Origin of the sequence: Frigoribacterium sp. VKM Ac-2859 (assembly GCF_013204925.1) — a bacterium.
In the GTDB taxonomy this organism is placed as follows: domain Bacteria; phylum Actinomycetota; class Actinomycetes; order Actinomycetales; family Microbacteriaceae; genus Frigoribacterium.
In genome coordinates, this window is the sequence record NZ_JABMLC010000002.1 from 1,583,205 (window position 1) to 1,609,574 (window position 26,370).

Sequence of the window (26,370 nt, forward strand, 5' to 3'; positions counted from 1 at the left end):
CGACCCGAGCGCCTTGCCCTGGGGCGGGTCCCCTCCGGGTCCTCCAGTACGGGGTGCACGACACGGGCTACCCCCGCAACGTCCGCGTGCGGGCCCACCTCGAAGGACGGCTCGGCGCGTCGGTCGTCGTCGCCCCGCGGTCGCGTGCCGCGGGTCGGCTGCGTCGCGCGATCGAGGACGTCCGCTCGCTCGTCCGGGGAGCCCGGCGCGCCGACGTCGTCCTGCTCTCCGAGTTCCGGCTCAGCCACGCGCCGCTCGCGTGGCTCGTCGCCCGTCTGCAGGGTGCCGCTCTCGTCGTCGACGGGTTCGTCGGTCAATACGAGACGGCGGTCGACGACTGGCGGCGGGTCTCCCCGGCATCGGCCGCTGCCCTCCGGTTCCGTGTGCTCGACGCCGCGGCCGTCAGGTGCGCGGATCTCTACCTGATCGACACCGAGCCCCGGGCCGCCGAGATCGTCCGGCGCCACGGCCCCTCGGCGGCGGTCGTCCCCCTCGCGGTCGGTGCCCCGACCTGGGCCACCCGGCAGCTGCCCGCTCGGCCTCACGACGCGCTCCGGGTGTTGTACTACGGGGGGTACATCCCCCTCCACGGCGTGGATCTCGTCGTCGACGCCCTCACGCTGATCGGGGCCCGTCGCCGGGTCGAGGTCGTCCTCGTCGGCGACGGTCCCGCCCGCCGGGCCGTCGAGGCCCGGGTCCGTCGAGCAGGCCTCGGTGACCGGTGCACCTTCGTCGACGCGGTGCCCGAAGACGAACTCCTCGCCCACATCGCGCGGGCCGACGTCGTCCTGGGGGTCTTCGGCTCCTCGGCCAAGGCCCGCGGCGTCGTGGCGAACAAGGTCTGGCAGGGGCTGGCGTGCGGTCGGACCGTCGTCACCCAGCGATCGAGCGCCCTCGACGACGTCCGGTGCGCGGCAGGGGGCCTGCTCGTCCAGACCGAGCCGGCCAGCGCCTCCTCGATCGCCGACGCGTTGGTGGGGGCCCCGCTCGCCCACCAGGCGGAGTCGCCGCGCGACGTCGCCGAGCGCCTCGAGTCGGTGGTGCAGAGATCGTACGACCGGTTCACGGACCATCTGTCGACCCTCGGCCCTCGGCGGGTCCACTCGTGAGGGGATTCGGGCGGCAGGTCGGCCGTCTCGCCCTCCACCTGCTCGTGCCGGCCCTCGGTGCGGCCGCCCCGCTGGCCGTGATCCCTGCGATCACCTCGACCCACGGGGCGTCGGGCTGGGCGGCGGTGGCCGTCGGCCTGTCCGTCGGCATCGCCACGGCGGTCGTCGCCGAACTCGGCTGGAGCATCGTGGGCCCGCAACGCGTCGCCCGGGCGACCCGGCCACCCGGTGACCTCTTCGCCACCGCATCGGCCAGCAAGCTCGTCGCCACCGCCGTCCTGCTGCCGGTCGCGGCGGCCGTGACGCTCGCCGTCGTGGACGAACACCGCCCGGCGGCCGCGCTCGTCTCCGTAGGGGTCGCGCTCGGCGCACTCAGCCCGACCTGGTACTTCATCGGCCTCGGGCGCCCGCTGTTGGTCCTCGTCGCCGAGACGTCGCCGCGCGTGCTGGCCTCGCTGGTCTCGGCCGTCGCGATCGCCGCCGGTGCGCCGCTCGAGGTCTACGGCGCGGGCATGGTCCTCGCGGCCGCCGTCACCTTCGGCGTGGCGCCTCGTCTCGGCGGTGCCCGTCTGCCCGGGGCGGGCGACTTCCGCGCCGTCCCGGCCGTCGTGCGCTCCCAACTCGTCCTCGTGGTCGGACGAGGCGTGGCGACGACTTACAAATCCCTGCCCGCGGCCCTGCTGGGCACCGTCTCGCCCGGTTCCGTGGCCGGATTCGCCGCGGTGGACCGACCGTTGCGCATGGGGCTGCAGGTCGTGTCCGCCATTCCCGACCGCCTGCAGACCTGGGTGGGCGTGCCCTCCGCCGAACTCGCGCACCGTCGCAGCCTGGTCTCCCTCGGGCTGAACGCCGGGCTCGGCCTCGTCGTCGGCGTCGGTTTCGCGCTGTCCATGCCGGCCGTCGCCGTCGTCCTCTTCACGGGCACCGTCCCGGTGTCGCCCGACCTCGCCCTGGCGGGCGGCGTGCTGATCACCGTCATCTGCGCGTCTCGTGGCGCCGGCCTCGCCCTGGTCAGTGCAGGGCGCCACGCCCAGACGACGACGGCGTCCGTCGCGTCGGCGGTCGTCGGCGTTCCGGGAGTCCTCGTGCTCGGCGCCCACCACGGCGCGCTGGGCGCCGTGTCGGCACTCGTGTCGGCCGAGGCCGTGGGGCTCGTCGTCCAGCTCGTCGTCCTCGCGCGGTCGCGCCGCGCCTCGTGCGTGCCAGCCGTCGAGCCCGCCGCCGAGCCCGCGCCGGTCGGTCCGTCGAATCCGCACGCTCGAGGGGAGGCCGCCCGATGATCGTCGTCCTCGCCGGTGCCGCCGCGGCGGCCCTGGTCGCATTCGTCGGCGGGCTCCTCCTGCCGGCCGACCGGCGACGAGGCGCGGCGCTCGTCGTCGCCTTCGCCGTCCTGATCTCGACGACGTCGGGTTCCGCGCCCGACATCGTCCGCCACGCCGCCGTGGCCGCCGTGGCCGGAGTCTCGGTGGCGGCACTCGTCTCGCCCCGCTCGTGGTCCGTCGGCCGCCCGCGGGCCACACTGGCGACGACCGCGTTCTTCGCCTTCTCGATCGTCTGCGTGCTGGCGCTCGCCCCGTCGACGATCGTCCTCATGGCCGAGCTCGCGGCGATCGGGGTCGCGGTCTCGTGGCTCGTGTCGACGTCGTCGCCCCGCGACCTCCGCGTGTTCGTCCGCGGTCTCGTCGTCCTCGGCCTCGCGCAGGTCGTGGTCGGAGTCGTGGAGCTCACGGTCACCCATCGTCCGATCCCCTTCGGGTACAAGGTCCTCGCGACGGGCCGCTCGTTCGTCAGCGACAACAAGATCCTGCCCGGTGGTCTCGTCCGGGTCGAGGGCACCCTCGGCCACCCCATCCCGTACGCCGTGTTCCTCGCGGTCTGCCTGGTCCTCGTCCTCGTCGCGCGGCGGACCTTCCCCGTCTGGTTCCCGCCGTTCGCCGTCCTCGTGCTGTCGGCGGGCATCCTGCTGTCGGGAAGCCGAAGCGTCGTCGCCGCCGTCCTCCTCGCCGTGACCTACGTCCTGATGACCTCCGAGGCGCGGTCCCGGGCCGCGAAGATCGTGCTGACGGTGCTCGGGGCGGTCGCGGGTGCCGCCGCCCTGGCGTCCGAGATCGTCGACGCGGTCGGGACGCTCGTGGCATCCGGCTCGTACGAGAACCGGATGGGGGCGGTCCGATCGGTCCCCGGACTCCTCGCGCGGCCCGCGCTCGAGGCACTGGCCGGCAGCGGCTTCGGAAGCGAGGCCGAGTTGTACGCCCGTGGCCTCCTGCCCCAGGAGGGCTTCACGGTCGTGGACAACCAGCTCGTGACCACGCTCGCCACGTTCGGTATCGCCGGGATCGTCTCGCTGGTGGCGGCGCTCGTCGTCGGGTTCGTCCACGCCTCCCGGACGGGGCGGGCAGTCCTCGTCGTCATGATCGTCACCCTCTTCTCGTTCGACTACTTCGTCTGGTTCTCGACGTCCGCGATCTTGTGGGCCTTCTGCGCCTTGCAGGACCGTCCCGGCGACGACCGAGCCGCGCTGGACCCGTCCGGGGCGCACCCGTCAGGGTCGCACCGGGGTCGCGACGACCGGGGTCGCGACGACCGCGTCCTCGGCGACGCGTCGGACCGGCCCGGCGTCGTCGGCGGCACCCTCACGGCAGCCCGCTGAGCGAGCGGGACCGTCCCCGTCGCGGGACCGTCCTCGTCGCGGGACCGTCCCGCCGCACGGTCGTCCCCGGTGACGACGAAGCGCCCCGACGACCTGGTCGTCGGGGCGCTCCGTCGGAGGCGGTTGGGGCGGGGTCAGGCTCTCAGGGCTCGCCCGAGGTAGGCGAGGACGTCGTTCGTCGCGTCGACGATCTGGGCGGTCGACTTCGCGTACACGTCGGCTCCGAGCCCGAAGGGGTCGACGACGTCGTCCTCGTCGGGCGTGACGAGGGCGCCGGAGCCGCGGTGCGCCGCCGCGAGGGCGACGACCCGGTCCAGACGCTCGGCGGGGTCCGGGGTCGATGCGATCGCGCGTGCCGTCTCGTGGGGATCGACGAGACGACTCAGGCGTGCGAACTCCCGCAGGGTGAAGGTCGTGCGGTTCGCCCTCGGCACCAGCGAGACGACGGCCCGGCGGTGTTCCCGGGCGAGCGCCAGGACGAGGGGAGCGCGACACACCACGTCGGCCGTCAGCTGACGGGCACGATGGGTCGACAGGTCGAGCCCGAGGGACTCGGCGGCCTTCAGGGTGGGACGGGGCGGCGGTTCGCCCACCACCGCCGACGTCCCGAAGCTCTCGACGGCTGCCGACGTGGCACTGCGCACGAGTTCGGCGGCCAGCGGCGAGCGGCAGATGTTCCCGGTGCACACCATCGCGAGGGGTGGGATGGTCATCGGGCCGCCGCCGTCGAGGCAGGGACCGAGTTCTCGGTCACCGAACCGTAGTAACCCCCGTAGGCGCCGTACCCGTAGGCACCCAGGCCCTTCGTCGGGGCCATCGTGAGGACGACCCCCAGGGTGCGGCTGCCGATCTCGGAGACGGCGGCGAGGGCCTGCTTCAGCTGGTGGCGCGACGATCGCTGGGCGGCGGTCGCGACGATCACGCCGCTCACGCAGCGGCTGAGGACGGCGGCGTCGGTCACCGGCAGCAGGGGCGGGGTGTCGATGATGACGAAGTCGTAGTCGACCTCGACCGTCGAGACGAGGCTCGCCATGGCGAGCGAGCCGAGCAGTTCGCTCGGGTTCGGCGGAACGGTGCCCGAGGGCAGCACGTGGAGGCCCAGGCGTCCCCACGGCTGCACGACGTCGACGAGTTCTGCCCGCCCGACGAGCAGGTCGGTCAGTCCGACGGCGCCCTCGAGGCCCATGACCTCGGCGACGCGGGGCCGGCGCAGGTCGGCGTCGACGAGCAGCACCGAGGCACCGGTCTCGGCCAGGCAGACGGCCAGGTTCGCCGCCGTCGTCGACTTGCCCTCGCCGGGCATGGCCGACGTGACGATGAAGGTCCGGCTGCGTCCCTCGAACGAGACGAACTGGAGATTGGTGCGGAGGGCGCGGTAGGACTCGGCGAGTGGGCTGCGCGGATCGTTGTTGACGACAAGGGGGGCCGAGGAGGCTTCTGTGTGGAAGCCGATGCCACCGAGCAGCGGCGCGTTCGTCACCCCCTCGACGTCGGCCTTGCTGCGGATGCGCGTGTCGAGGGTGTTGCGGAGGAGGGCCAGGGCCGTGCCCGACAGGATGCCCAGGCCGAGGGCCAGGCTGATCCAGAGGACGGGCTTGGGGTTGGCCGGGCTCGTCGGCACGACGGGAGCGTCGATGGACTCGACGGTGACCAGCCCGCTGCCGCCGCCCACGGGTTGTTCGAGCTGCTCCTCGACCACCTTCTCGAAGCTCGTGGCCACGGCGTCGGCGAGTCGTGCGGCCTGCGCGGGGTCGCCGTCGGTGACCGAGATGTCGATCAGCGACGTGTTCACCGGACTGGAGGCCGAGATCTTCGAGGCGAGCCCGGCGGGGGTGGTGTCGAGCCCGAGATCGGCGATGACGGGTTCGAGCACCCGACCCGACGTGACGACGGAGACGTACGAGCGCACCTTGGCCTGCGCGGCGCTGCTGCCCTGGACGAGGTCGCCGGCGTCCGACGAGCCGATCGACGAGACCGAGACGAAGAGCTGCGTCGACGACGAGTACGACTTCGCCGTCGCGAGCGACGCGGTCGCCCCGAGCAGCACGGCGCTCAGGGTCACGACGACGATGAGGACCCACCGCGTCCGGACGACGGTGATGAAGGTCTTGAGTTCCATGGAGTTCTTCCCTGCTGAACGGCGTGGTGTCGGATCGGGGGCTGATCGGGTCTAGGACGGTCGGCGGGCCGGCAGGCGGAGCGCGTCGCGGACGACGTCGGCCTTCTGCCGCCACGTGGCGTCGGGAGGGATGGCACCCGGGAGCCGGGGCACCCGCCCGTCGGAGCCTGCGGCGAGTGCGGCGAGCACCGAGGCGTGCTCGGCGGTGTCGGCGACCGTCACGCCGTCCAGGCCGCGCGCCTCGATGCCGCAGACGGCCGTGCTGAGGCCGGGGAGACCCGCCGCGCGGTACTCGTAGGTCTTGATGACGTCGCCGCCGACCTCGCGCTCGCCGACGTGGTGGGGCACCCAGCCGACGTCGAAGGTCTGCAGCAGGGCCGGCACGCGGTCGTAGTGCACGTCGCCCAGCAGGGTGACGTTGGGCGAGTCGGCCAGAACCCCGTACTCGGCGTCCAGCACCGGGCCGGCGAACACGAACGACACGTGGGGCAGGGCGGCGACGGTCGCCAGGATGCCGGCGAGGTCGAGCCTCCGCCCGATCTTGCCCACGTACCCGACGGTGGTCGGGCCGGTCGCCCGGCTCGTGCCGTCGAAGCGGTGGGGGTCGCAGCCGTTGGGCAGCAGGACGACGTCGGTGCGTCCGTGTCGGCGGGCGAGGTCGGCGGTGCCCGCGCCGTTGGCCGTCACGACGTCAGCGAGGGCGAAGGCGGCCGCGTAGGCCTCGTCGACCTCGGCGCGGATGCTCTCGAAGGCGTAGTGCCGGCTCCAGTCGTCGAGCAGGTCGAGGACGACCCGCCGGGGACCGGCGAAGGGATTGGCCGCGACCGGGGCGACGGCGGCGAAGGGGTTCCAGACGAGGGCCGGCACGGATGCCGCCGACGGGGGCAACGCGGGGTAGGCGCGAGCGGACGCGACCCACCAGCGCCGTCGGTCGCGCGGGTCGGGAGCCCGGAGCGTGATCGGGTCGACCGACCGGGTGCCGGCGGCCGGTGCCCCGATCGGGCGGCGGCGGGCGATCGAGGTCACGAGGGGCTCCGGCCTCGAGACGACGGTGACCCCGCCACGGCCCGCGAGGTCGTGACCGAGCCATTCGATCAGGTGACCGTCCCGGGTGCGGTAGCCCTCGTCGAGCAGCTTGCGCTGGCCGTGCATCGGGTACGCCAGGAGGGCGGGGGAGTCGAGGGCGGCGCGGCGCGGTCGGGTCGTGGGCACGGTGGTCTTTCGTCGAGAGCTCGCGGGCACCGTGGCGCCCGACACGGCCGATGACCGTGTGTGATATCTCAGTATTGCACGACAAAACGAGTTATACCAGGGTCGCGACGGTCCCCGGGACGGACGTCGGGGATGATGGGGGGATGACCTCAACGAACCTGCTCGGCGTGCCCGAGACCCGCCTGCCCGCCGAACCCGACGTCGTCGCCGACCTCGAGACGCTGACGACGGCCGAGGTCGTCGTCGCCCACCCCACGTCGTCGCTCGCCTGGGCGCTGCTCAGCGACGAGGCCGACGCCCGAGGCGCCGAGCTCGAGGCCTACGCCTATGCCCGCGTCGGCTACCATCGCGGGCTCGACGCGCTGCGCAAGGCGGGGTGGCGCGGACAGGGCCCCGTGCCGTGGTCGCACGAACCCAACCGGGGCGTGCTGCGGTCCCTCTTCGCCCTCCGGCGAGGTGCGGCCGCCATCGGCGAGGTCGACGAGGTCGAGCGCCTCACGACGTTCCTGCACGACGCCGACCCCGCCGTGCTCCCCACCCTCGAGACCCGCACCGACTAGCGGCGCGACCGCGCGAGGACGCAGGAGGCGCGGGTCACGCGACCCGCGCCTCCTGCGTCCTCGGCGGAAGCGGCGGTCTCAGCCGATCAGCGAGGGCCGCAGGTCGCGCATCGTGCGCGCCCGCGTCATGCGGGAGGTCGCGACCCAGGTCAGCACGAGCGCGCCGAGCAGCCAGGCCGCCAGCACGCCGGCGTCGCCCCAGGCCGCGGCCGAGCTGCCGCCGTACATCACCTGGCGCAGGCCGTCGGTGGCGTAGCTCATCGGCAGCACGAAGTGGAGGGCTGCGAGCGGGGCGGGCAGGGTCTGCCACGGGAACGTCCCGCCGGCCGTGACGAGCTGCACGACCATGAGCACCAGGCCGAGGAACTGCCCGACGCTGCCGAGCCAGACGTTGAGCGTCATGATGATCGCCGCGAACGCCGCCGAGGCGAGGGCCATCAGTCCGATCATGCCGAGCGGGTGGGCGACCTCGAAGCCGAGCGCCTGGGTGACGATGACGTAGAGCGCGACCATCTGCACGACGCCGAGCACCACCGGGGCCAGCCAGCCGGCCAGCGAGATGCGCACGGGGGCCTTGACGGCGGTGATGGCCCGCTTCGAGATCGGCTTCACGATCAGGAACAGCGCGTACATGCCGATCCAGGCCGCGAGGCTGATGAAGAACGGTGCCAGTCCCGCGCCGTAGGTGCCGGCACTCGTGAGGGCGGCGTCCTTGACCGAGACCGGGTCGCTGATGGCGCTCGCCTGGTCGTCGCGCGTCCGGTCGGTGCTCGCGGGGATCTCGCCGAGTCCGCTCTGCAGCCCGTCGCGGAGCTGGGTGGTGCCGGTGTCGAGGCTGACGACGCCGTCGCGCAGCGAGGTGGACCCGCTGCTCAGGGTGTCGAGACCGGTCGCGAGGGTCGAGGCGCCCGTGGCGGCGCTCGCCGCGCCCGTGGCCAGTTGCGACGAGCCGGTCGCGGCCGACGAGATGCCCTGGGTCAGGGCCGGTGTGGCGGCGGCCAGGGTCGCGGCACCGGTCGAGACCTGGTCGGCACCCGTGGCGAGCTGCCCCACCTGGGTGTTCAGCCCCTGGATCTGGGTGTTCGCGTCCTGGAGGGCGGTGGTCAGCGACTCGGTCGCGGGGGCGAAGGTCGCGGCGATCTGCTGGATCTGCTCGTCGGTGTAACCCTGCTGGCGCAGGGCTTCGGCGATCTGCTGCTGCGCCTGCTGCTGGGCGGCGGGCAGGCCGGCCGCGGCCGTCGCGCTCGTCGTTGCCGCGTCGGCCACGCCGGTGGCCAGGGCATCGTTGCCGGCCGCCACCTGGGCGGCACCGTCCGCCAGGGTCTGGGTCTGCGCGGGCAGGGCCGTCGTCTGGGTCTTCAGCGTCTGCAGTCCCGTGTCTAGCGCGGACGCCCCCGAGCTGAGCTGGCTCGTCCCGTCGGCGAGGGTGTGGGCCCCGGTCGCCGCGTCGGCCGCACCGTCGGCCAGCTGGTTCGCGCCGGCGACGGCCGAACCGGTGCCGGCGACGAGCTGGTTCGCCCCGTCGACCGCGCTGCCCAGGTTCGTGCGCACGTCGGCCAGGCCGACCAACAGGCGGCCCGCCGCCTCCTTGCCGACCTTCTCGGTGACCGAGGCCCGGATGGTCTTCGCCGCCTGCTCGGCGATCGTGGACGAGAGGTAGCTGTTGACGTCGCTCGTCGCGAGGGTGATCTGGGCCCGCTTCGGGTCGTCGCCGCTCGCCGAGGTGAGGTCGTCGCTGAAGCCCTTCGGGATCGTGAAGGTGAAGTCGTAGGTCTGGTCGCGCAGGCCCGCCGCGGCCTGGGCGGCCGAGACGACGTGCCAGTCGAAGTCGCCGCCGTCGGTGATCTGGTCGGTGACCTCGTCGCCGTAGTTCACCGTCTCGCCGTCGACCGTGGTCCCTGCGTCGGTGTTCACGAGGGCGGCCGGGATCTGGTCGAGCTTGGCGTAGGGGTCCTGGTTGGCCCAGAGGTACAGGCCGCCGTAGAGCAGCGGCACGGTCATCAGCGCGACGAGTGCCAGGCGGGCGAGCGGGGTGGCGGTGAGGCGCTGCAGCTCGGAACGGACGAGGGCGTAGATCTTCACGGCTGGTCGCTTTCGACGGAGGTGTCGGGGGTGGTGGCGACCGCGGTGTCGTCGGGGGAGGAAGGAGGCGCGGTGTCGGTCTCGGGTACGGCGTCGGTCCCGGCCGCGGCGAACTCGGGCGTGGGCAGCGACTCGATCGTCGCGAGGGCCGCGAACCCGGTGATGGTCAACACGGTGTAGTCGCGGCCGACGAGGTCGTGGACGACCGAGAGCCAGGCGGCGACGTCGCCTCCGTGCCGTTCGGGGGTGGTCACGACCAGCCCGCGCACCTCGGGGCGCAGCACCGCCGACTCGCAGAGCAGGCGGACGCGCAGCTCGGTGGGCAGGGCGCTCAGGCGGGTCCGCTCGTGCTCGTCCAGCCCGATCTCCTCGAGCAGCAGACGAGCCGAGGCCTTGTCGGCGCGGAGCCCGGCGAGGGCGAGCTCTTCGCGGGCGACCTGGACGACCGTGAGGGCCGCGAACGGTTCGGCGACGGTGGGGGTGTCGACGAGGGCGAAGGAGGCGCGGATCGCCGCGTCGTCCGCCCGACCGTCGATCGTCACCCGTCCGGTCTCGGGGCGCATGCGGCCCCCCGCGACGAGTGACGCCAGGGTGGGCGCGTTCTCGGTCTCGACCGCGACGAAGCCCGGGACCCAGCGGTCGGCGACCGCGCTCAGCCGGGGGAGTGCCGCGCCGGGACCGTCGCCGATCGCGACGTCGTGCAGTTCGAGTCTCATGCGGGTTCTCCGGTCGGGGGCATCGAGGAGGCGCCGGTCGCCGGTTCGGGAGGGAGCGCGAGTTCGGGGGCGGTCGCGACGAGGTCGCCGGCGGTGCGCCAGTCGAGGCCGACGACGCCGAGTACCGCGAGCATGACCAGTCGGTGGCCCTCGGAGCGGCTGAGCCGCTGCGTCGTGGCCTCGTCGAGCACGGACAGGGCGGCGCCCTCCACCAGGTGGGCCAGCGTGTGGGGAGCGATGTCGTCGCGCATGCGTCCGGATTCCACGCCACGACGGACGACGTCGCGGACGGTCTTCCGCAACGGGGCGAGCGCCTCGCCGACCTCGTGGGCCATCGGGCCGCGCACGGTCAGCTGCGCCATGACGCGCACGTGCTCGACCTCGGCCCAGAGTCGGGCGGCCAGGGAGGCGAGTTGCACGACGGGGTCCGCGATCGGTGCCGGTCGCGCGGCGACGCCGATGCGGGCGGCACCGCGCAGGCTGACCTCGCGGACGAGGTCGTCCCGCGTGGCGAAGTGGCCGTAGACGGAGCGTCGGGACAGGCCCGCCTCGGCCGCGATGGCCTCGAGCGACACGGACGGATCGCGGTTGAGCAGCAGTGCCGCGGCAGAGATCAGCGCGTCGCGGTTCGCGGTGGCGTCGCGGCGTGGCGCACGGGTGGCGCGGACGGGGTCATCGGCGGCAGGCATGACCCGATCGTACGATCTTGCACACCTTTGTGCAAGTTATTGTGCGGGGGGATCGTCGGTCAGCGCGAGCGGGGCAGGGTCGCTCGCAGCGCCTCCTCGTAGGCGTCGCAGACGGACTGCCAGGTGTAGGCGTCCGCGGCACGAGCGAGGGCCGCCGCGCTGAGGCGTTCCTGCTCGGCCGGATCGTCGAGCAGCGCGGTGACGGCGGCGGCGATGGCGGCGGGCTCGGGCGCCACGAGGGTGCCGGCTCCGTCGAGCACCTCGCGGTTGTAGACGGTGTCGCGCGCGATGACGGGCGCGCCCGCGAACATCGCCTGCACCAGCGCCGGGTTCGTGCCGCCGACGCTGTGGCCGTGGAAGTAGGCCCCGGCGTGCTGCCAGAGGGCGTGCAGACGGTCGTCGTCGCTGACGTGGCCGAGCCAGGTCACGCGGTCGTTCGCCTCGGCCAGTCCGCGCACGAGCTCGTCGAGTTCGCCGCCGTAGCCGGTCGAGCCGACGATGACCACGTCGTGCCGCTCGGCGATCGAGCGAGCCGCCTCGACGAACTCGACGACGGTGTTCTCGGGCACGAAGCGCGCGACGACCAGGGCGTACCCGCGGTGTCGCTGGCCCGGCTCGACCGGCAGGTCGCGGACCGGGTCGCCGCCGTAGGGGATGAACAGGCCGTCCACGCCGAAGTCGGCCTGCCAGCGCCGGACGATCTCGCGGGCGTCGCAGATCAGCCCGTTCGCGAAGCGCGCGCTGGCCTTTGCTCCGAGACGGAACACCGTCTTCGCCGCGCGTCCCCACTTGGCACGCTCCCACTCGATGCCGTCGACGTTGACCAGCACGGGGATGCCGCGCAGCCTGAGCAAGGGCAGCCAGAAGCCGTTGGCCACGTTCATGACGAGGGCCGCGTCGGGCCGGCGCACGAGGGCGTCCAGCACGGCGGTGAGGCCGTAGCTCAGGGTGCTGAGCGATTTGCTCTCGACGCCCTTCGTCAGGCGGGAGGTGACCCGACGGTCGCGGGCGGGGTCGTCGTCGCGGGTCGACCCGTCGCGACCGTAGACCGTGACGTCCCAGCCGGCGTCGACCAGGGCGGGGGCGATCCGGCGCACCGCGGTCTCGAACCCGCCGTAGTAGCTGGGGTAGCCGCGGGTGCCGATGACGGCGACCGACGGTCGATCGGTCGCCGAGCGGCGGGGGCGCAAGGGGCGGGCAGTCATCGAGGTCGATCCGTTCGGCCGGTCTTCAGAGCAATGCTCGTAATATACCGGATTCCTGCCCCCTGCTGGTGCCGCCGGGTCGGCCGCCCGACCGGACGGGGCGCGTCGGCGCTCGCGATGCGAACGCCGACGCGCCGGGCTCTAGCCCCGAGCGCCCATCAGGTGCTCGAGGGCGAGCTGCTGCAACCGCACGAAGCCGTACCCGTGTCCGCCGAAGTGGGCGTCGGCGTCGAAGTCCTCGTAGGAGGCGCGGTCGGCGAGCAGCTGCTCGTAGCCTTCACCGTCGGCGAGGGTGTTCACCGAGAGCTCGGCGACCTGGCTGGCGGCCAGGGCCTCCTGCACCTCGGGGTCGGCGCGGAAGGCCTGCGCGCGCTCCTTGAGGAGCAGGTACATCCGCATGTTGGCGGCCGCGGACTCCCACACGCCGTCGATCGTCTCGGTGCGCGAGGGCTTGTAGTCGAAGTGACGCGGGCCGTCGTAGGTCGGTCCGCCCTGGGGCGAGCCGTGCTCGAGCAGGTCGACGAGCGAGAAGGCGTTCTGGAGGTCGCCGTGGCCGAACACGAGGTCCTGGTCGTACTTGATGCCGCGCTGACCGTTGAGGTCGATGTGGAAGAGCTTGCCCTGGTAGAGCGCCTGGGCGATGCCGGCCGTGAAGTTCAGTCCGGCCATCTGCTCGTGACCGACCTCGGGGTTCACGCCGGCCATCTCGGGGTGCTCGAGCGTCTCGATGAACGCGATGGCGTGACCGAGGGTCGGCAGCAGGATGTCGCCGCGGGGCTCGTTGGGCTTGGGCTCGATCGCGAAGCGCAGGTCGTAGCCCTTGTCGAGCACGTACTGCGAGAGCATGTCGACGCCCTCCTTGTAGCGCGAGAGGGCGGCCTGCACGTCCTTCGCGCTGTCGTACTCGGCGCCCTCGCGACCACCCCACATGACGAAGGTCTTCGCGCCGAGCTCGGCGGCGAGGTCGATGTTGCGGAGCACCTTGCGCAGGGCGAAACGTCGCACGCCGCGGTCGTTCGAGGTGAAGCCGCCGTCCTTGAAGACGGGGGCGCTGAAGAGGTTCGTGGTGACCATCGGCACGACGATCCCGGTCGCGTCGAGGGCGCCCTTCAGGCGGTCGATCTGCTTCTGGCGTTCGGCGTCGGTCGAGCCGAAGGCGAACAGGTCGTCGTCGTGGAAGGTCAGGCCGTACGCGCCGAGGCGGTCGAGGTTCTCGACGGCCTCGACGACGTCGAGCTGCGGGCGGGTCGGGCCGCCGAAGGGGTCCGAGCCGTTGTAGCCGATCGTCCAGAGGCCGAACGAGAACTTGTCTTCGCGGGTGGGGGTGGTGGACATCGGTGTCCCTTCCAGGGTCGAGCGGTCGGTCGCGTGGGGCGATCCCGCCCCGACGCGAATGTTGTGAGCCTCAACATATCCCGTCTTTCGTCGGCACGGAAGAGGTCGGGGCCATTTGTCGCGGGCTCCCACAAAAGACTTGCGCGCCCCGTCGCGGCTGACGTAGTGTCTCGACCCGCGGCAGTCGAAGCGCTTCCGCACCCGTTCGGCAATCGACAGCGAGGTCATCATGACGACGATCCACGACGTGGCCCAGGCCGCCGGTGTGTCGATCTCGACGGTCTCGTACGCCCTGTCCGGCAAGCGGTCGATCGCGGCGTCGACCCGGCAGCGGGTCACCGACGCCGTCGAGCGGCTCGGCTACCGGCCGCATGCCGGAGCCCGCATGCTCGCCGGTGCCCGGACCAACATCCTGGCGCTCAGCGCGCCGATCCGGCCCGACAACCACCAGCCCACCCAGATGCGGTTCGTCACCGCCGTCGTCGAGGCGGCCCGTCGTCGGGACTACGACGTGTTGCTCCTCGCCACCGACGACGAGGTGTCCGGCATCCGGCGCGTGGCCTCGAGCTCGCTCGTCGACGGCGTCGTCGCGATCGGCGTCGCGACCGTCGACGAGCGCGTCGACCTCGTGCGCGAACTCGACCTGCCGGCCGGGTTCATCGGCATCCCGCAGGGCGTCGACGACCTCGCCTGCATCGACCTCGACTTCGCGGCCGCAGCCGCCGAGAGCGTCGACCGTCTTGCCGACGCCGGGCACCGGACCATCGGCGTCATCGGTCACCCGGCCTCCTACGGCGAGCGCGACACCGGCTTCATCCGACGTTTCGACGACGCCTTCGCGGGCCGGGCCGACAGCCGCGGCGTCGAGACGCTGACCGTGGCGGCGGACCTCGGGCGGGCGTCGGCCGTCCGGGCGTTCGACGACCTCCGGGAGAGGCTGCCCGGCATGACCGCGCTCGTACTGCACTGCAGCGAGCCCACCGCCGAGGCCGTCCTCCAGCGCGTCCGCCGCCTCGGGCTCGAGATCCCCCGCGACCTCTCGGTGCTGGCGGCCTGTGCCAGCTACCCCGCCGACGAGTTCGAGCCGGCCCTCGACACCATCCCGCTGCCGATCGACGAGATGTGCTCGCGGGCGGTCGGGGCCGCCTTCGAGCGGATCGACGGTCATCTCGACACGGGCGTCGAGTTGATCGCGCCCACCTACCTGGCGAAGGGCTCGGTCTCCGGGCCGGCCCGCGCCTCCTGAACCCCCACCGACCGCACCACCGCACCATCGCACCACCGTCATCCGACGGCCAGATCACATCGCTCCACGCCGATCGTCGAAACGCTTCGACGATCGGCACGGGGCCTCTACGAGGAGGTAGACACATGAAGAAACGACGCATCGTCGCCGTCGGGACGGCCCTCGCGGCCACCGCGGCGCTGCTGACCGGATGCTCGGCAGGCAGCTCGGGGTCGTCCGACCCCGACGTGCTGAAGCTCTGGCACTTCGAGAGCGAGACCAGCGCCATGGGCATCGCCTGGGACCAGGCGATCGCCACCTTCGAGGAAGAGACCGGTGCGAAGGTCGAGTTCGAGGAGAAGAGCTTCGAGCAGATCCGCTCGACCGCGAGCCAGGTGCTCAACTCGAACGAGGCACCCGACATCCTCGAGTACAACAAGGGCAACGCCACGGCGGGCCTGCTCGCGAGCCAGGGGCTGCTCGCGAACCTCGACGACGCCGTCGACGAGTACGGCTGGGACGACGACCTCGCCCCGTCGATCGCCACGACCTCGAAGTACGACGAGAAGGGCGTCATGGGCTCGGGCAGCTGGTACGGCATCCCGAACTACGGCGAGTACGTCGAGGTGTTCTACAACAAGGACGCCTTCGCCGAGCAGGGCATCGCGGTGCCCACGACGTACGACGAGTTCGAGACGGCCCTGCAGACCTTCGCCGACGCCGGCATCACGCCGCTCGCCGAGGCCGGTGGCGAGTACCCGCTCGGGCAGTTGTTCTACCAGCTGGCCCTCTCGAAGGCCGACCGTTCGTTCGTCGACGACTACCAGCTCTACGAGGGCGACGTCGACTGGCAGGGCCCCGAGCTGACCTACGCCGCCGACAAGCTGAAGGAGTACGTCGACAACGGCTGGATCTCGAAGGACGTCACCGGCATCAAGGCCGAGGACATGGGCACGACCTTCATGAGCGGCGGGGCGCCGATCATGGTCTCCGGCAGCTGGTGGGCCGGACGGGTCGCCGACGAGGCGACCTTCGACTGGGGCACGTTCCTGTTCCCCGGCAGCGACATGGCACCCGGGTCGGGCGGCAACCTCTGGGTCGTCCCCGAGAACGCGGCCAACAAGGACCTCGCGTACGAGTTCATCGACATCACGATGCGCCCCGAGATCCAGAACCTCATCGGCAACAACGGCGGCGTGCCGGTGAAGGCCGACCCGGCCGACATCACCGACCCGAAGAGCCAGGAGTTGATTGCGAACTTCAACACCTTGCTCGACCGCGACGGCCTGGCGTACTACCCGGACTGGCCCACGCCGACCTTCTACGACCAGCTGGTCGCCGGCACCCAGGAGCTCGTCAACGGCACCGCCACGCCGGACGAGATGCTCACCACCCTGGGCGACCAGTACCAGAGCGGCGTCGACGACATCACCGGGAAGTAGCCGTGACCTCCCTCGACACCCGCCCCGGTGCCAGGGAGGCGCGCCCCCGTCGCGAGGGCCGACGCACGTCGTCGGCCCTCCCGCCGGAGGAGAGCCTCCTGCCCGGAGCCCGCCGCGCGGGCTTCTGGCTGTACCTGATCCCCGGCTTCGTCCTGTTCGCGGTCGTGATCCTGGTCCCGCTGATCTGGAACGTCTACCTCAGCTTCACCGACTACCGGGGCATCCGCCCGCCGACCTGGGCGGGGCTCGACAACTGGCGCGAGCTGATGAGCGACGACCGCTTCTGGACGTCCTTCCTCAACAGCGTCTTCCTCATCATCGCCATGGTGGTGGTCCCCACCGTGCTGGGCCTCCTGCTCGCCGCGATGCTGTTCGACCTGATCGGCCGGAAGTTCGGCGGCCGTCTGGCGTCGTTCCTGCGGGCGACCTACTACCTGCCGCAGATCCTGCCCGTGGCGATCGCCGCGATCGTCATCGGTTGGATACTCCGACCCGAGAACGGCGCGCTCAACACCGTCCTCGACGCGGTGGGGCTGGGCGCCCTGCAGCACAACTGGCTCGGCAGCCCCGACACCGCGCTGCTCAGCATCATGGTGGTGATGGTCTGGGTGCAGCTCGGCTATCCCGTCGTCATCTTCATGGCCGCACTGCAACGGGTCGACCCCGAGCTGTACGAGGCCGCCGAACTCGACGGCGCCGGCTGGTTCCAGCGGTTCCGGGCGATCACGGTGAGCATCATCCGCCCCGAGATCTTCGTCGTCGTGCTGACCTGCACGATCGCCGCGTTGAAGGTGTTCGGACCGATCTACGCCCTGACCCGCGGCGGCCCCGGCGACTCGACGATCGTGCCGAGCTACTACGCGTACAGCGAGTTCTTCCAGAGCCAGCAGGTCGGCTACGGCGCGACCATCGCGACGGCGCTGACGCTCGTCATCGTCGTCATCACCATCTTCTTCATCCGGGCACAGAACCGGGTCGAACGAGCAGAGAGGGAACGCTGATGGCCACGACCGTCGTGCCGCCGGTGAAAGACGACCGCATCCGTCCCGCGGTGCCCAGCCCGCGCCTCCCGAAGGCCAGGCAACGGGGGCGCAAGAAGACGGCCACCGACTGGCTGATCCTCGCCGCGGCGATCGCCTTCGGCGTGCTGATCGCCCTGCCGTTCCTGTTGATCTTGGTCAACTCGTTCAAGTCGCCCGCCGACTACACGACCGGAGGGCCGCTCAGCCTGCCGACGTCGCTGTACGTCGACGGTCTCGTCGACTTCTGGAACCGCGTCGAGTTCCCGGCCAAGCTCTGGAACAGCTTCGTGATCGCCGGGCTGGTGGCCCTGTTCGCCGTGGTCATCTCGGTCTTCAACGCCTACGCGCTCGGCATCGGCCGGGTGCGCGGTCGCACCTGGATCATCGTGCTGTTCCTGCTCGCGAACATGCTGCCGCAGGAGGCCCTTCTCTACCCGCTGTACTTCATGTTCAAGCAGGTGGGCCTCTACGACAACATCTGGGCGGTCATCATCATCTTCACGGTGATCCAGAGCGCCTTCGGCACCTACCTGCTCTCGAGCGTGTACGGCACGTTCCCGAAAGAGGTCCTCGAGGCGGCGTCGCTCGACGGGGCGAGCCGGTGGCAGATCCTCTGGCGGGTCATCGTGCCGATCAGTCGGCCGACCCTGTCGGTGCTCGCGATCTTCTTCTTCATCTGGACGTGGAACGAGTTCCTCATCCCGCTCACCTTCCTGGTGTCCAACGGCAACCAGACGGTCCCCGTCGCCATCACCGCCCTGCAGGGCGACCGGCTGATGGACGTCACCACGACGAGCGCGTCGGCCCTGCTCGGGTTGATCCCCACGCTCGTCTTCTTCCTGATCTTCCAGCGCACCCTGACCCGCGGCATCACGGCCGGCGCGGTCAAGTGACGCGTTCCACCCCGAAAGGCTCCACATGAAGTTCACCGACGGTTTCTGGCAGATCCGCCCGGGGGTCGAGTCCCTCTTCGCCCAGGAGGCCCACGACGTCGAGCCCCGGGCGGACGGACGCTCGATCGAGGTCACCGCACCCACCAAGGTGATCGGCTCGCGGGGCGACACCCTCAACCGCCCGACGCTCACGATCGCGCTGAGTTCGCCGATGGAGGGCGTGATCGCCGTCGACGTCACGCACTTCGCCGGTGGTCGTGACGAGATCGGGTTCGACCTGGTGGGCTCCGAGGGCGGCCCCGCCGGGGTCGGGGTCGTCGAGACGAGCGAAGGAGGCGCGACCCTGACCTCGGGACGCCTCACGGCCACGGTCGGTCGCGGAGCGCCGTTCGAGCTGACGTTCCGCGACGGCGACATCGTGCTCACCCGGTCGGGCCACAAGTCGGTCGGCTACCACCGGGTCGCCGCGGACGCCCAGGTCGACGGGGCGATGCTCGGCAACGCCCGGGCCGGCACCGGACGCGTCCTCGCGCCGAGCTACGTCTCGCAGCAACTCTCGCTGGGCGTCGGCGAGCTCGTCTACGGCCTCGGCGAGCGGTTCGGCCCGCTGGTCAAGAACGGCCAGACGGTCGACGTGTGGAACGCCGACGGGGGCACGTCGAGCGAGCAGGCCTACAAGAACGTCCCGTTCTACGTCACGAACCGCGGGTACGGCGTCCTGGTCGACCACCCGGGTCACGTCTCGTACGAGATCGGCTCCGAGTCGGTCGAGCGGGTGCAGTTCTCGGTGGCGGGAGAGACCCTGCGCTACCTGGTGATCGCCGGCCCGACGCCCGCCGACGTGCTCGACCGGTACACGCGCCTGACCGGTCGGCCGGCCCACGTGCCGGCCTGGTCGTACGGTCTCTGGTTGTCGACGTCGTTCACGACCGACTACGACGAGGCGACGGTCACGGGCTTCGTCGACGAGATGGCCCGCCGCGACATGCCGATCAGCGTGTTCCACTTCGACTGCTTCTGGATGCGCGAGTTCCAGTGGTGCGACTTCGAGTGGGACCCCCGCGTGTTCCCCGACCCCGAGGGCATGCTCGCCCGGCTGCACGAGCGCGACCTGCGCGTCTGCGTCTGGATCAACCCCTACATCGGTCAGCGCTCGGCACTGTTCCGGGAGGCGGCCGAGGCCGGTTACCTCGTGCGGAACCCCGACGGCAGCGTCTGGCAGTGGGACCTCTGGCAGGCCGGCATGGGCCTGGTCGACTTCACGAACCCCGAGGCGACGGCCTGGTTCCAGGGGCACCTGCGTCGTCTGCAGGCCCAGGGCGTCGACGCGTTCAAGACCGACTTCGGCGAGCGCATCCCCACCGACGTCGTCTGGCACGACGGCTCCGACCCCGAGCGCATGCACAACTGGTACACGCAGCTCTACAACCAGGCGGTCTTCGAGGTGCTCGAGGAGGTGCGCGGCGAGGGCGACGCCGTCGTCTTCGCCCGCTCGGCGACGACGGGCGGTCAGGCGCTTCCCGTGCACTGGGGTGGCGACTCGACGTCTACCTTCGAGTCGATGGCCGAGACCCTCCGCGGCGGACTGTCCCTGGCCATGAGCGGCTTCTCGTTCTGGAGCCACGACATCGGCGGCTTCGAGGGGACTCCCGACGCCGAGGTCTACAAGCGGTGGACGGCCTTCGGCCTGCTGTCGAGCCACAGCCGGTTCCACGGCAGCTCGTCGTACCGGGTGCCGTGGGCCTTCGACGACGAGGCCGTCGAGGTTACCCGCCGCTTCACGAAGCTGAAGCTGTCCCTCATGCCCTACCTCTACGCCGCCGGGCTCGCGTCGTCGCGCTCGGGACTGCCGGTCATGCGTCCGATGGCCCTGGCCTTCCCCGGCGACCGCGGCGCCGCCCACGTCGATACGCAGTACCTGCTCGGAGACGACCTGCTGGTCGCACCGGTCTTCTCGGCCGACGGCACCGTCGAGGTCTACCTGCCGGCGGGGCGCTGGACGAACTGGTTCACCGGCGAGGTCGTCGACGCGGGGTCCGGGACGTGGCGCACCGAGCGACACGACGTCATGAGCCTGCCGCTCTACGTGCGCGAGGGGGCGGTGATCCCGATCGGAGCGCGGGACGACCGGCCCGACCACGACTACCTCGACGGTCTCGTGCTGAGGGTGTTCCCCGGAGGTGACGGCACCCGCTCGATCACGGTGACCACGCCCACCGGCGAGTCCGCCGACTTCGTCGTCACGCGGTCAGGAGGCGCGGTGTCGGTCGACACCGCCGCCACCGGCTGGCGGGTCGACGAGGTCTGACGCCGGGGCCGGGGCCGGCGGGCGACTCAGGCACCGGGCGGCGTGGCGTCCTCGACGCGCCGCCCGGCGAGGTCGAGGTAGCCTCGACCGACGAAGGGGCGCGGGCGTGACGACTCAGCAGGGCGACGGTGAGGGCGCAGCGGCTCCCGACCTCGGTGCGCGGTTCGACCGGGTCCGGCGGGACAACCTCGCGACGGTGCTCGGCATCGTCCACACCGACGGGGCCGCGTCGCGGTCGGCCCTCACCCAGGCGACCGGGCTCAACCGGTCGACGATCGCGGCGCTCGTGGGTGAACTCGTCGACCGGGGACTCGTCGTCGAGACCGACCCGGTCGGCACCAACCGGGTCGGGCGGCCCAGCCCGGTCGTGGCGCCGGACCCCCGTGTCGTCGCGATCGCGGTCAACCCCGAGATCGACGCCGTCACGGTCGGCGTGGTCGGGCTCGACGGCGTCGTGCAGCATCGAGTCCGTCGCGAGACCGACGGGGTGCCCAGCGCGCCCCGGGCCGCGGCGCTCGCCGCCGAGGTGATCGCCGGGCTGCGCTCCGGCGCACTGTCTCCCGACGTGCGGGTGCTCGGGGTGGGTCTCGCGGTCCCCGGGCTGGTCGGGTCCGACGGGGGAGTCGTGCGGCTCGCCCCGCACCTCGGGTGGATCGACGAGCCGTTCGCGGCCGTCGTGGCGTCCGCGACCGGCCTGCCGACCCGCGCGGCCAACGACGCGTCGCTCGGTGCGATCGCCGAGGGCCGCTTCGGGGCCGGGCGGGGCGTCGACGACCTCGTGTTCCTGAACGGCGGTGCGAGTGGTGTCGGCGGGGGAGTCCTCATCGGTGGCAGTCCGGTGACCGGCGTGGGGGGTTTTGCCGGCGAGATCGGGCACACCCTCGTCAACTCCGTCGGCGAGCTCTGCCACTGCGGCGCCGTGGGGTGCCTCGAGACCGAGGTCGGTCAGGCCCGGTTGCTCACCGTCACCGGACTCGACCGTGGTCAGGCCGACCAGCTGGACGCGGCGCTCGCCGGCGCCGAGCCCGGGTCGCCCGTGGCCGTCGAGGTGCGGCGTCAGATCGACTTCCTGGCCGTGGCCCTGCGAGGCGTCGTGAACTCGTTCAACCCGGCGCTGATCGTGCTCGGCGGCTTCCTCGGATCGCTGCACGCGGCCGACCCCGGCCGTCTGGCCGAGCGGGTCCGCGGTCAGTCCCTGCCCGGCGCCCGCGACGACGTGCGGATCACCCGCGCCGCCCTCGGCGTGGACCGGCTGACGATCGGAGCGGCCGAACTGGCCTTCGCCGCCGTCTTGGCCGACCCTGCGTCCGTGACCCGCGCCTCCTGACGTCGTCCTCGTGGCGTTCGACCCGCCACGAAGTGAACAACCCGCCACGCAATCGGGTGGCGGGTTGCTTACCTCGTGGCGGGCAAGCGGGCAAGCGGGCAAGCGGGCGGGCAGGCGGGCAGGCGGGCACGCGGCGCTGCCCGCCCCCGCGTCAGGCGTGCGTGTGCGGCTCGGAGTTCGCCCACACCGACGCCGCGGCGACGCCGGCCAGTTCGACGCTGCCGACCGCCCGGTCGTGCGCGTCGGTCAGCACGACCTGTAGCGAGCCGGCGTAGTCGCGACGCTCGCCGACGCGCACGTGGGCGCCGACCCGCAGGTCGAGCGAGCTGAGGTAGCGCAGCAGCTCGGGTTCGTCGTCCGAGACGCGCACGACGAAGCCGCACTCGCCCTCGACGAAGTCGCCCAGCGGATGGGCGGCAGGCCGCACGACCGTGCCGTCGGCCGCGGGGATCGGGTCGCCGTGCGGGTCGGCCGTGGGGTGTCCGAGCTCGACGTCGAACCGGTCGAGCAACCGATCGCTGACGGCGTGCTCGAGCACCTCGGCCTCGTCGTGCACCTCGTCCCAGCCGTAACCCAGGCGTTCGACCAGGTACGTCTCGATCAGCCGGTGTCGCCGGACCATCGACACGGCGATCGCACGGCCCGCGTCGCTCAGGGCGATGCGCCGGTAGGGCTCGTAGTCGAGGTAGCCGTCGCGGTCGAGCTTGCGGAGGTTGCCCGACACGGTCGACGCGCTCACGCCGAGCGTCGCCGCGATCTCGTTGGTCGAGATGCCGGCGCCGACTCCTGCCTCGGCCCACTCCTCGGCCTTCCAGATGACCTTGAGGTAGTCCTCGGCCATGGTGGTGCGCGTGCTGGCCGGGTCGCTGGGCATGGTCCGATCCTAGGCGGCGTCACCCGCGCCTCCTGCGGTCGTCCGCGCCCGGCGCACCGGGGTCACGGGCGGGGCAACGACCCCAGCCCCTGCGCGGCCCGGTAGCGCTCGCCGACGGCGGGTCGCAGGTCGGCCTCGAAGGAGGCGCTGGTCGCCGGGGTCCAGGTCGGTCGCGTCCCCGAGAGGGCCCAGCCCGCCTGTCGTGCCGCGCCGTCGGCGACGTACTCGCCCGGCTCGGGCACGACGACGGGCAGGTCGAACACCTGGCGGGCGACGGCCTGGACGGCCGGGTTCAGCGCGGCCCCGCCGATGAGGAGGACGCGGGTGGCCTGGACGCCCTGTCGGCGGACGGCGGCGGCACCGTCGGACAGTGCCGACAGCATGCCCTCGACGGCGGCACGGGCCAGGTTCTCGCGGGTGGAGTTCGCCAGGGTCAGGCCCGAGAGCGTCGCGGTGGCGTCGGGCAGGTCGGGGGTGCGTTCGCCCTCGAAGTAGGGCACCAGCGTGACCCCGCCGGCGCCGGGCTCGGCCGCGAGTGCCAGACGGGCCAGTTCGTCGTGGTCGACGCCGAGCAGTCCGCCGACCGACGACAGCACCCGGGCCGCGTTCAGCGTGGCGACCAGGGGGAGGTAGCCACCCGCGGCGTCCGCGAAGCCGGCCACCGTGCCGCCGGGGTCGGTCACGGGCCGGTCGGTGACGGCGAAGGCCGTCCCGCTCGTGCCGATGCTGATGACGAGGTCGCCGACCGTGGCGTCGAGGCCGAGGGCCGCCCCGGCGTTGTCGCCCGCGCCGGCGCCGACCACGATGCCGGCCGGGATCGGGCCGTCCGCGACCGTCGTCCCGGCCGCCTGGTCGGCCTGCAGCACCCGCGGCAGCACGACGCGCCCGGCATCGCCCGCGGGGGAGCCGGTGGCCTCGCGTGCCCCGCGACCGAAGGCGTGCTCGAAGAGCTCGAGGTCGTACGCCTCCCCGGTGGGGCTCCAGTACGAGGTGCCGCTGGCGTCCGAGCGGTCGGTGACGAGGGCGTCGAGGTCGGGCCCGAGTGGGCTCTCGTCGGCGGGACCGAAACCGAGGAGGCGCCAGGTGAGCCAGTCGTGCGGCAGGGCCACCGCGGCGACCCGCGCGGCGTTCTCGGGCTCGGCGTCGCGCAGCCAGCGCAGCTTGGTCGCGGTGAACGACGCGACGGGGACGGAGCCCGTGCGTCGGGCCCACTGCTCGGCCCCGAGCTCGTCGATCAGATCGCGGGCGGCCGGGGCGCTGCGGGTGTCGTTCCAGAGCAGGGCGTCGCGGACGACGCGTCCCTCGGCGTCGAGGGCGACGAGGCCGTGCTGCTGACCGGCGACCGAGAGCGCGGCGACGTCGTCGAGGCCGCCGGCGTCCGCGATCGCCGCGAGCAGCGCCTCCCACCAGGCCGCCGGGGGCACCTCGGTGCCCTGGGGATGCCCGGCCGACCCCTGCCGGACGAGTTCGCCCGTCGAGAGATCACGGACGACGACTTTGCAACTCTGGGTCGATGAGTCGACCCCGGCGACGAGACTCATGGGCACAGTTTGTCGTACGTGACCACAAATGGCCACCGGCGGTGTCCCGCGGGTCGCGCGCCGCGCCTCCGCGACGTGTCCCGGGCCGTCCGGGCGGCCCGGACGAGCCTGTCGGTAGACTCAAGTGCACCTCACCCGGTGCGTTCCCCCGACGTGAGGAGAAACCCATGCCAGCAGTGGTGATCATCGGAGCCCAGTGGGGCGACGAGGGCAAGGGCAAGGCCACCGACCTGTTGTCGAGCCGCATCGACTACGTCGTCAAGTTCAACGGCGGCAACAACGCCGGCCACACCGTGGTGATCGGCGACCAGAAGTACGCGTTGCACCTGCTGCCCTCCGGCATCCTCTCGCCCGGCGTGACGCCCGTCATCGGCAACGGCGTCGTCGTCGACATCGAGGTGCTCTTCGACGAGCTCGACGCGCTGATCGCGCGTGGCATCGACGTCTCCCGGTTGCGGGTCAGCGCCAACGCGCACGTCATCACGCACTACCACCGCACCCTCGACAAGGTGACGGAGCGCTTCCTCGGCAAGCGCCAGATCGGCACCACCGGTCGAGGCATCGGCCCGACCTACGCCGACAAGATCAACCGCGTCGGCATCCGCGTGCAGGACATCTTCGACGAGGGCATCCTGCGCCAGAAGGTCGAGGCGGCCCTCGACCAGAAGAACCACCTGCTCGTCAAGATCTACAACCGTCGCGCGATCGAGGTCGACGAGGTCGTCGAGTCGCTGCTGTCGTACGCCGAGCGGCTCAAGCCGATGGTCGCCGACACGGCGCTCGAGATCCACCAGGCGCTCGAGGCCGACAAGACCGTCCTCTTCGAGGCGGGCCAGGCGACCATGCTCGACGTCGACCACGGCACCTACCCGTTCGTCACCTCGTCGTCCGCCACCGCAGGAGGCGCCTCGACCGGCTCGGGCATCGGGCCGGGCCGCATCGAGCGCGTCATCGGCATCGTCAAGGCGTACACGACCCGCGTCGGCGCCGGGCCGTTCCCGACCGAGCTCTTCGACGCCTCGGGCGAGTTCCTCCGGGCCAACGGCTTCGAGTTCGGCACGACCACCGGCCGTCCTCGCCGCTGCGGCTGGTACGACGCCCCGATCGCGCGCTACACGGCGCGGATCAACGGCGTGACCGACTTCGTGCTGACCAAGCTCGACGTGCTCACCGGCCTCGAGACGATCCCGGTCTGCGTGGCCTACGACGTCGACGGCGTCCGGCACGACGAGGTCCCCGTCTCGCAGAGCGACTTCCACCACGCGACGCCGATCTACGAAGAGTTCCCGGGGTGGAGCGAAGACATCACGGGGGCGCGCGACTTCGACGACCTGCCGAAGGCCGCGCAGGACTACGTGCTCGCCGTCGAGGCGATGAGTGGCGCCCGCATCTCGGCGATCGGCGTGGGCCCGGGCCGTGACGCCATCGTGCAGCGGCACGACCTGCTCGGCTGAGCCGCGCTACCACACTCACCCGCCACCGAGCCAACTCCCAGAATCTAGGTATGGTCTTCTCCTCATGACACTCGACATCGCCTACACCGCCATCGCCCACGCCACCGGTGGGGGTCGTGACGGCCACGTCCGCAGCGAAGACGACCGACTCGACTTCGACACGCGGCCCCCCAAAGAACTCGGTGGTTCCGGTGAGGGCACCAACCCCGAGCAGCTGTTCGCGGCGGGCTTCGCGGCCTGCTTCCTCAGCGCCATGCACGGCGCCGGCAAGAAGCTCGGCGTCGACACGAAGGACGCCGAGGTCTCGGCGAGCGTCGGCATCGGCGGCAACGGCGAGGGCGGATTCGGCCTCGCGGTCGAGCTCGACATCTACACGCCGAACGTCGAGCCCGAGCGTCGTCAAGAGCTGGCCGACGCGGCCCACCACGTGTGCCCGTACTCGAACGCCACGCGTGGCAACGTCGAGGTCACGCTCACGCTGGTCGACTGATCCCGGCCCGCCCCGCGCGGGGCGACCCGGCCGTGAAGGAGGCGCGTCCTGCGAGAGCGGGACGCGCCTCCTTCGTCCGTGGCGGTCCGTCGGCGGCCCCGTCGTCGGGCGCGCCGA

At 72.0% G+C, this 26,370-nt stretch carries 22 protein-coding genes; 12 read left to right on the top strand and 10 right to left on the bottom strand.

Translation table 11 applies throughout. The features are described from left to right. Positions 1–53 precede the first annotated feature (53 nt). The 3 genes from HQQ78_RS15405 to HQQ78_RS15415 are packed head-to-tail and all read left to right on the top strand — an operon-like array spanning position 54 to position 3,759. Positions 54–1,109, top strand: coding sequence for a glycosyltransferase (locus HQQ78_RS15405; RefSeq protein WP_173154650.1), 1,056 nt, complete (start codon positions 54–56; stop codon positions 1,107–1,109). Continuing rightward, on the top strand, positions 1,106–2,389 hold the full coding sequence (locus HQQ78_RS15410) for a hypothetical protein (RefSeq protein ID WP_173154652.1): 1,284 nt from the start codon (positions 1,106–1,108) through the stop codon (positions 2,387–2,389). Before HQQ78_RS15405 ends, HQQ78_RS15410 begins: the two co-directional genes overlap by 4 nt. Further along, entirely contained in the window at positions 2,386–3,759 is a 1,374-nt protein-coding gene (locus tag HQQ78_RS15415) for an O-antigen ligase (protein WP_056049627.1), read from the top strand. The genes HQQ78_RS15410 and HQQ78_RS15415 overlap by 4 nt, the downstream gene beginning before the upstream one ends. 134 nt (positions 3,760–3,893) lie before the next feature. On the opposite strand, the gene HQQ78_RS15420 is transcribed toward HQQ78_RS15415, so the two are convergent. Genes HQQ78_RS15420 through HQQ78_RS15430 form a run of 3 tightly spaced genes read right to left on the bottom strand, consistent with a single transcriptional unit; the run spans position 3,894 to position 7,090 of the window. Next, on the bottom strand, positions 3,894–4,472 hold the full coding sequence (locus tag HQQ78_RS15420) for a low molecular weight phosphatase family protein (RefSeq protein WP_173154655.1): 579 nt from the start codon (positions 4,470–4,472) through the stop codon (positions 3,894–3,896). Beyond that, entirely contained in the window at positions 4,469–5,878 is a 1,410-nt protein-coding gene (locus HQQ78_RS15425; protein ID WP_173154658.1) for a polysaccharide biosynthesis tyrosine autokinase, read from the bottom strand. The genes HQQ78_RS15420 and HQQ78_RS15425 overlap by 4 nt, the downstream gene beginning before the upstream one ends. A gap of 51 nt (positions 5,879–5,929) precedes the next feature. Beyond that, entirely contained in the window at positions 5,930–7,090 is a 1,161-nt protein-coding gene (locus HQQ78_RS15430) for a glycosyltransferase (RefSeq protein WP_173154661.1), read from the bottom strand. A gap of 143 nt (positions 7,091–7,233) precedes the next feature. Between HQQ78_RS15430 and HQQ78_RS15435 the strand changes: the two genes are divergently transcribed. Beyond that, complete coding sequence (locus HQQ78_RS15435; RefSeq protein WP_173154664.1) at positions 7,234–7,650, top strand: DUF3151 domain-containing protein; 417 nt, start codon at positions 7,234–7,236, stop codon at positions 7,648–7,650. 78 nt (positions 7,651–7,728) lie between these two features. Here the strand turns inward: HQQ78_RS15435 and HQQ78_RS15440 are convergent, their stop codons facing one another. The 5 genes from HQQ78_RS15440 to xylA form a co-directional block, all read right to left on the bottom strand. Continuing rightward, entirely contained in the window at positions 7,729–9,732 is a 2,004-nt protein-coding gene (locus HQQ78_RS15440; protein WP_056049616.1) for a YhgE/Pip family protein, read from the bottom strand. Next, complete coding sequence (locus HQQ78_RS15445) at positions 9,729–10,448, bottom strand: hypothetical protein (RefSeq protein ID WP_173154667.1); 720 nt, start codon at positions 10,446–10,448, stop codon at positions 9,729–9,731. Before HQQ78_RS15445 ends, HQQ78_RS15440 begins: the two co-directional genes overlap by 4 nt. Beyond that, a complete protein-coding gene (locus HQQ78_RS15450) occupies positions 10,445–11,137 on the bottom strand; it encodes a TetR/AcrR family transcriptional regulator (RefSeq protein ID WP_056049609.1) in 693 nt (230 codons plus the stop codon). Before HQQ78_RS15450 ends, HQQ78_RS15445 begins: the two co-directional genes overlap by 4 nt. A gap of 59 nt (positions 11,138–11,196) precedes the next feature. Then, on the bottom strand, positions 11,197–12,342 hold the full coding sequence (locus HQQ78_RS15455) for a glycosyltransferase (RefSeq protein WP_173154670.1): 1,146 nt from the start codon (positions 12,340–12,342) through the stop codon (positions 11,197–11,199). A 141-nt stretch (positions 12,343–12,483) separates the two neighbouring features. Beyond that, on the bottom strand, positions 12,484–13,677 hold the full coding sequence (xylA, locus tag HQQ78_RS15460) for a xylose isomerase (protein WP_055978258.1): 1,194 nt from the start codon (positions 13,675–13,677) through the stop codon (positions 12,484–12,486). 229 nt (positions 13,678–13,906) lie between these two features. Between xylA and HQQ78_RS15465 the strand changes: the two genes are divergently transcribed. From HQQ78_RS15465 to HQQ78_RS15490, 6 genes are all read left to right on the top strand, one after another. Then, positions 13,907–14,923, top strand: a complete 1,017-nt coding sequence (locus HQQ78_RS15465) for a LacI family DNA-binding transcriptional regulator (protein ID WP_056049604.1) — start codon at positions 13,907–13,909, stop codon at positions 14,921–14,923. A 125-nt stretch (positions 14,924–15,048) separates the two neighbouring features. After that, positions 15,049–16,344 carry an extracellular solute-binding protein gene (locus HQQ78_RS15470; protein ID WP_173154673.1) on the top strand — a complete coding sequence of 432 codons (1,296 nt, stop codon included), beginning with the start codon at positions 15,049–15,051 and terminating at the stop codon, positions 16,342–16,344. Positions 16,345–16,346: 2 nt separating this feature from the next. Continuing rightward, a complete protein-coding gene (locus tag HQQ78_RS15475) occupies positions 16,347–17,345 on the top strand; it encodes a carbohydrate ABC transporter permease (protein ID WP_082454854.1) in 999 nt (332 codons plus the stop codon). Then, a complete protein-coding gene (locus tag HQQ78_RS15480) occupies positions 17,345–18,259 on the top strand; it encodes a carbohydrate ABC transporter permease (protein WP_173154677.1) in 915 nt (304 codons plus the stop codon). The genes HQQ78_RS15475 and HQQ78_RS15480 overlap by 1 nt, the downstream gene beginning before the upstream one ends. 25 nt (positions 18,260–18,284) lie before the next feature. Further along, complete coding sequence (gene yicI, locus HQQ78_RS15485; RefSeq protein ID WP_173154680.1) at positions 18,285–20,567, top strand: alpha-xylosidase; 2,283 nt, start codon at positions 18,285–18,287, stop codon at positions 20,565–20,567. Positions 20,568–20,673: 106 nt separating this feature from the next. Next, positions 20,674–21,894, top strand: coding sequence for an ROK family protein (locus tag HQQ78_RS15490; protein WP_173154683.1), 1,221 nt, complete (start codon positions 20,674–20,676; stop codon positions 21,892–21,894). Between the two features lie 151 nt (positions 21,895–22,045). Here the strand turns inward: HQQ78_RS15490 and HQQ78_RS15495 are convergent, their stop codons facing one another. Next, positions 22,046–22,768, bottom strand: coding sequence for a metal-dependent transcriptional regulator (locus HQQ78_RS15495; RefSeq protein WP_055978265.1), 723 nt, complete (start codon positions 22,766–22,768; stop codon positions 22,046–22,048). A 62-nt stretch (positions 22,769–22,830) separates the two neighbouring features. After that, complete coding sequence (locus HQQ78_RS15500) at positions 22,831–24,309, bottom strand: xylulokinase (protein WP_173154686.1); 1,479 nt, start codon at positions 24,307–24,309, stop codon at positions 22,831–22,833. A gap of 167 nt (positions 24,310–24,476) precedes the next feature. Between HQQ78_RS15500 and HQQ78_RS15505 the strand changes: the two genes are divergently transcribed. Together HQQ78_RS15505 and HQQ78_RS15510 are read left to right on the top strand one after the other, a co-directional pair. Next, positions 24,477–25,763: an adenylosuccinate synthase gene (locus HQQ78_RS15505; protein ID WP_055978268.1), complete on the top strand. Its 1,287-nt coding sequence runs from the start codon at positions 24,477–24,479 to the stop codon at positions 25,761–25,763. A 64-nt stretch (positions 25,764–25,827) separates the two neighbouring features. Beyond that, positions 25,828–26,253: an organic hydroperoxide resistance protein gene (locus tag HQQ78_RS15510; RefSeq protein WP_055978271.1), complete on the top strand. Its 426-nt coding sequence runs from the start codon at positions 25,828–25,830 to the stop codon at positions 26,251–26,253. The last annotated feature ends 117 nt before the right edge of the window (positions 26,254–26,370 follow it).

What these genes read in the sequence shown, in the direction of transcription:
- HQQ78_RS15500 (WP_173154686.1), bottom strand. Translation starts at nt 24,309, where the DNA reads ATGAGTCTCGTCGCCGGGGTCGACTCATCGACCCAGAGTTGCAAAGTC.
- HQQ78_RS15470 (WP_173154673.1), top strand. Translation starts at nt 15,049, where the DNA reads ATGAAGAAACGACGCATCGTCGCCGTCGGGACGGCCCTCGCGGCCACC.
- HQQ78_RS15510 (WP_055978271.1), top strand. Translation starts at nt 25,828, where the DNA reads ATGACACTCGACATCGCCTACACCGCCATCGCCCACGCCACCGGTGGG.
- xylA (WP_055978258.1), bottom strand. Translation starts at nt 13,677, where the DNA reads ATGTCCACCACCCCCACCCGCGAAGACAAGTTCTCGTTCGGCCTCTGG.
- HQQ78_RS15495 (WP_055978265.1), bottom strand. Translation starts at nt 22,768, where the DNA reads ATGCCCAGCGACCCGGCCAGCACGCGCACCACCATGGCCGAGGACTAC.
- HQQ78_RS15450 (WP_056049609.1), bottom strand. Translation starts at nt 11,137, where the DNA reads ATGCCTGCCGCCGATGACCCCGTCCGCGCCACCCGTGCGCCACGCCGC.
- HQQ78_RS15425 (WP_173154658.1), bottom strand. Translation starts at nt 5,878, where the DNA reads ATGGAACTCAAGACCTTCATCACCGTCGTCCGGACGCGGTGGGTCCTC.
- HQQ78_RS15445 (WP_173154667.1), bottom strand. Translation starts at nt 10,448, where the DNA reads ATGAGACTCGAACTGCACGACGTCGCGATCGGCGACGGTCCCGGCGCG.
- HQQ78_RS15435 (WP_173154664.1), top strand. Translation starts at nt 7,234, where the DNA reads ATGACCTCAACGAACCTGCTCGGCGTGCCCGAGACCCGCCTGCCCGCC.
- HQQ78_RS15455 (WP_173154670.1), bottom strand. Translation starts at nt 12,342, where the DNA reads ATGACTGCCCGCCCCTTGCGCCCCCGCCGCTCGGCGACCGATCGACCG.
- HQQ78_RS15480 (WP_173154677.1), top strand. Translation starts at nt 17,345, where the DNA reads ATGGCCACGACCGTCGTGCCGCCGGTGAAAGACGACCGCATCCGTCCC.
- yicI (WP_173154680.1), top strand. Translation starts at nt 18,285, where the DNA reads ATGAAGTTCACCGACGGTTTCTGGCAGATCCGCCCGGGGGTCGAGTCC.
- HQQ78_RS15505 (WP_055978268.1), top strand. Translation starts at nt 24,477, where the DNA reads ATGCCAGCAGTGGTGATCATCGGAGCCCAGTGGGGCGACGAGGGCAAG.
- HQQ78_RS15465 (WP_056049604.1), top strand. Translation starts at nt 13,907, where the DNA reads ATGACGACGATCCACGACGTGGCCCAGGCCGCCGGTGTGTCGATCTCG.
- HQQ78_RS15415 (WP_056049627.1), top strand. Translation starts at nt 2,386, where the DNA reads ATGATCGTCGTCCTCGCCGGTGCCGCCGCGGCGGCCCTGGTCGCATTC.
- HQQ78_RS15420 (WP_173154655.1), bottom strand. Translation starts at nt 4,472, where the DNA reads ATGACCATCCCACCCCTCGCGATGGTGTGCACCGGGAACATCTGCCGC.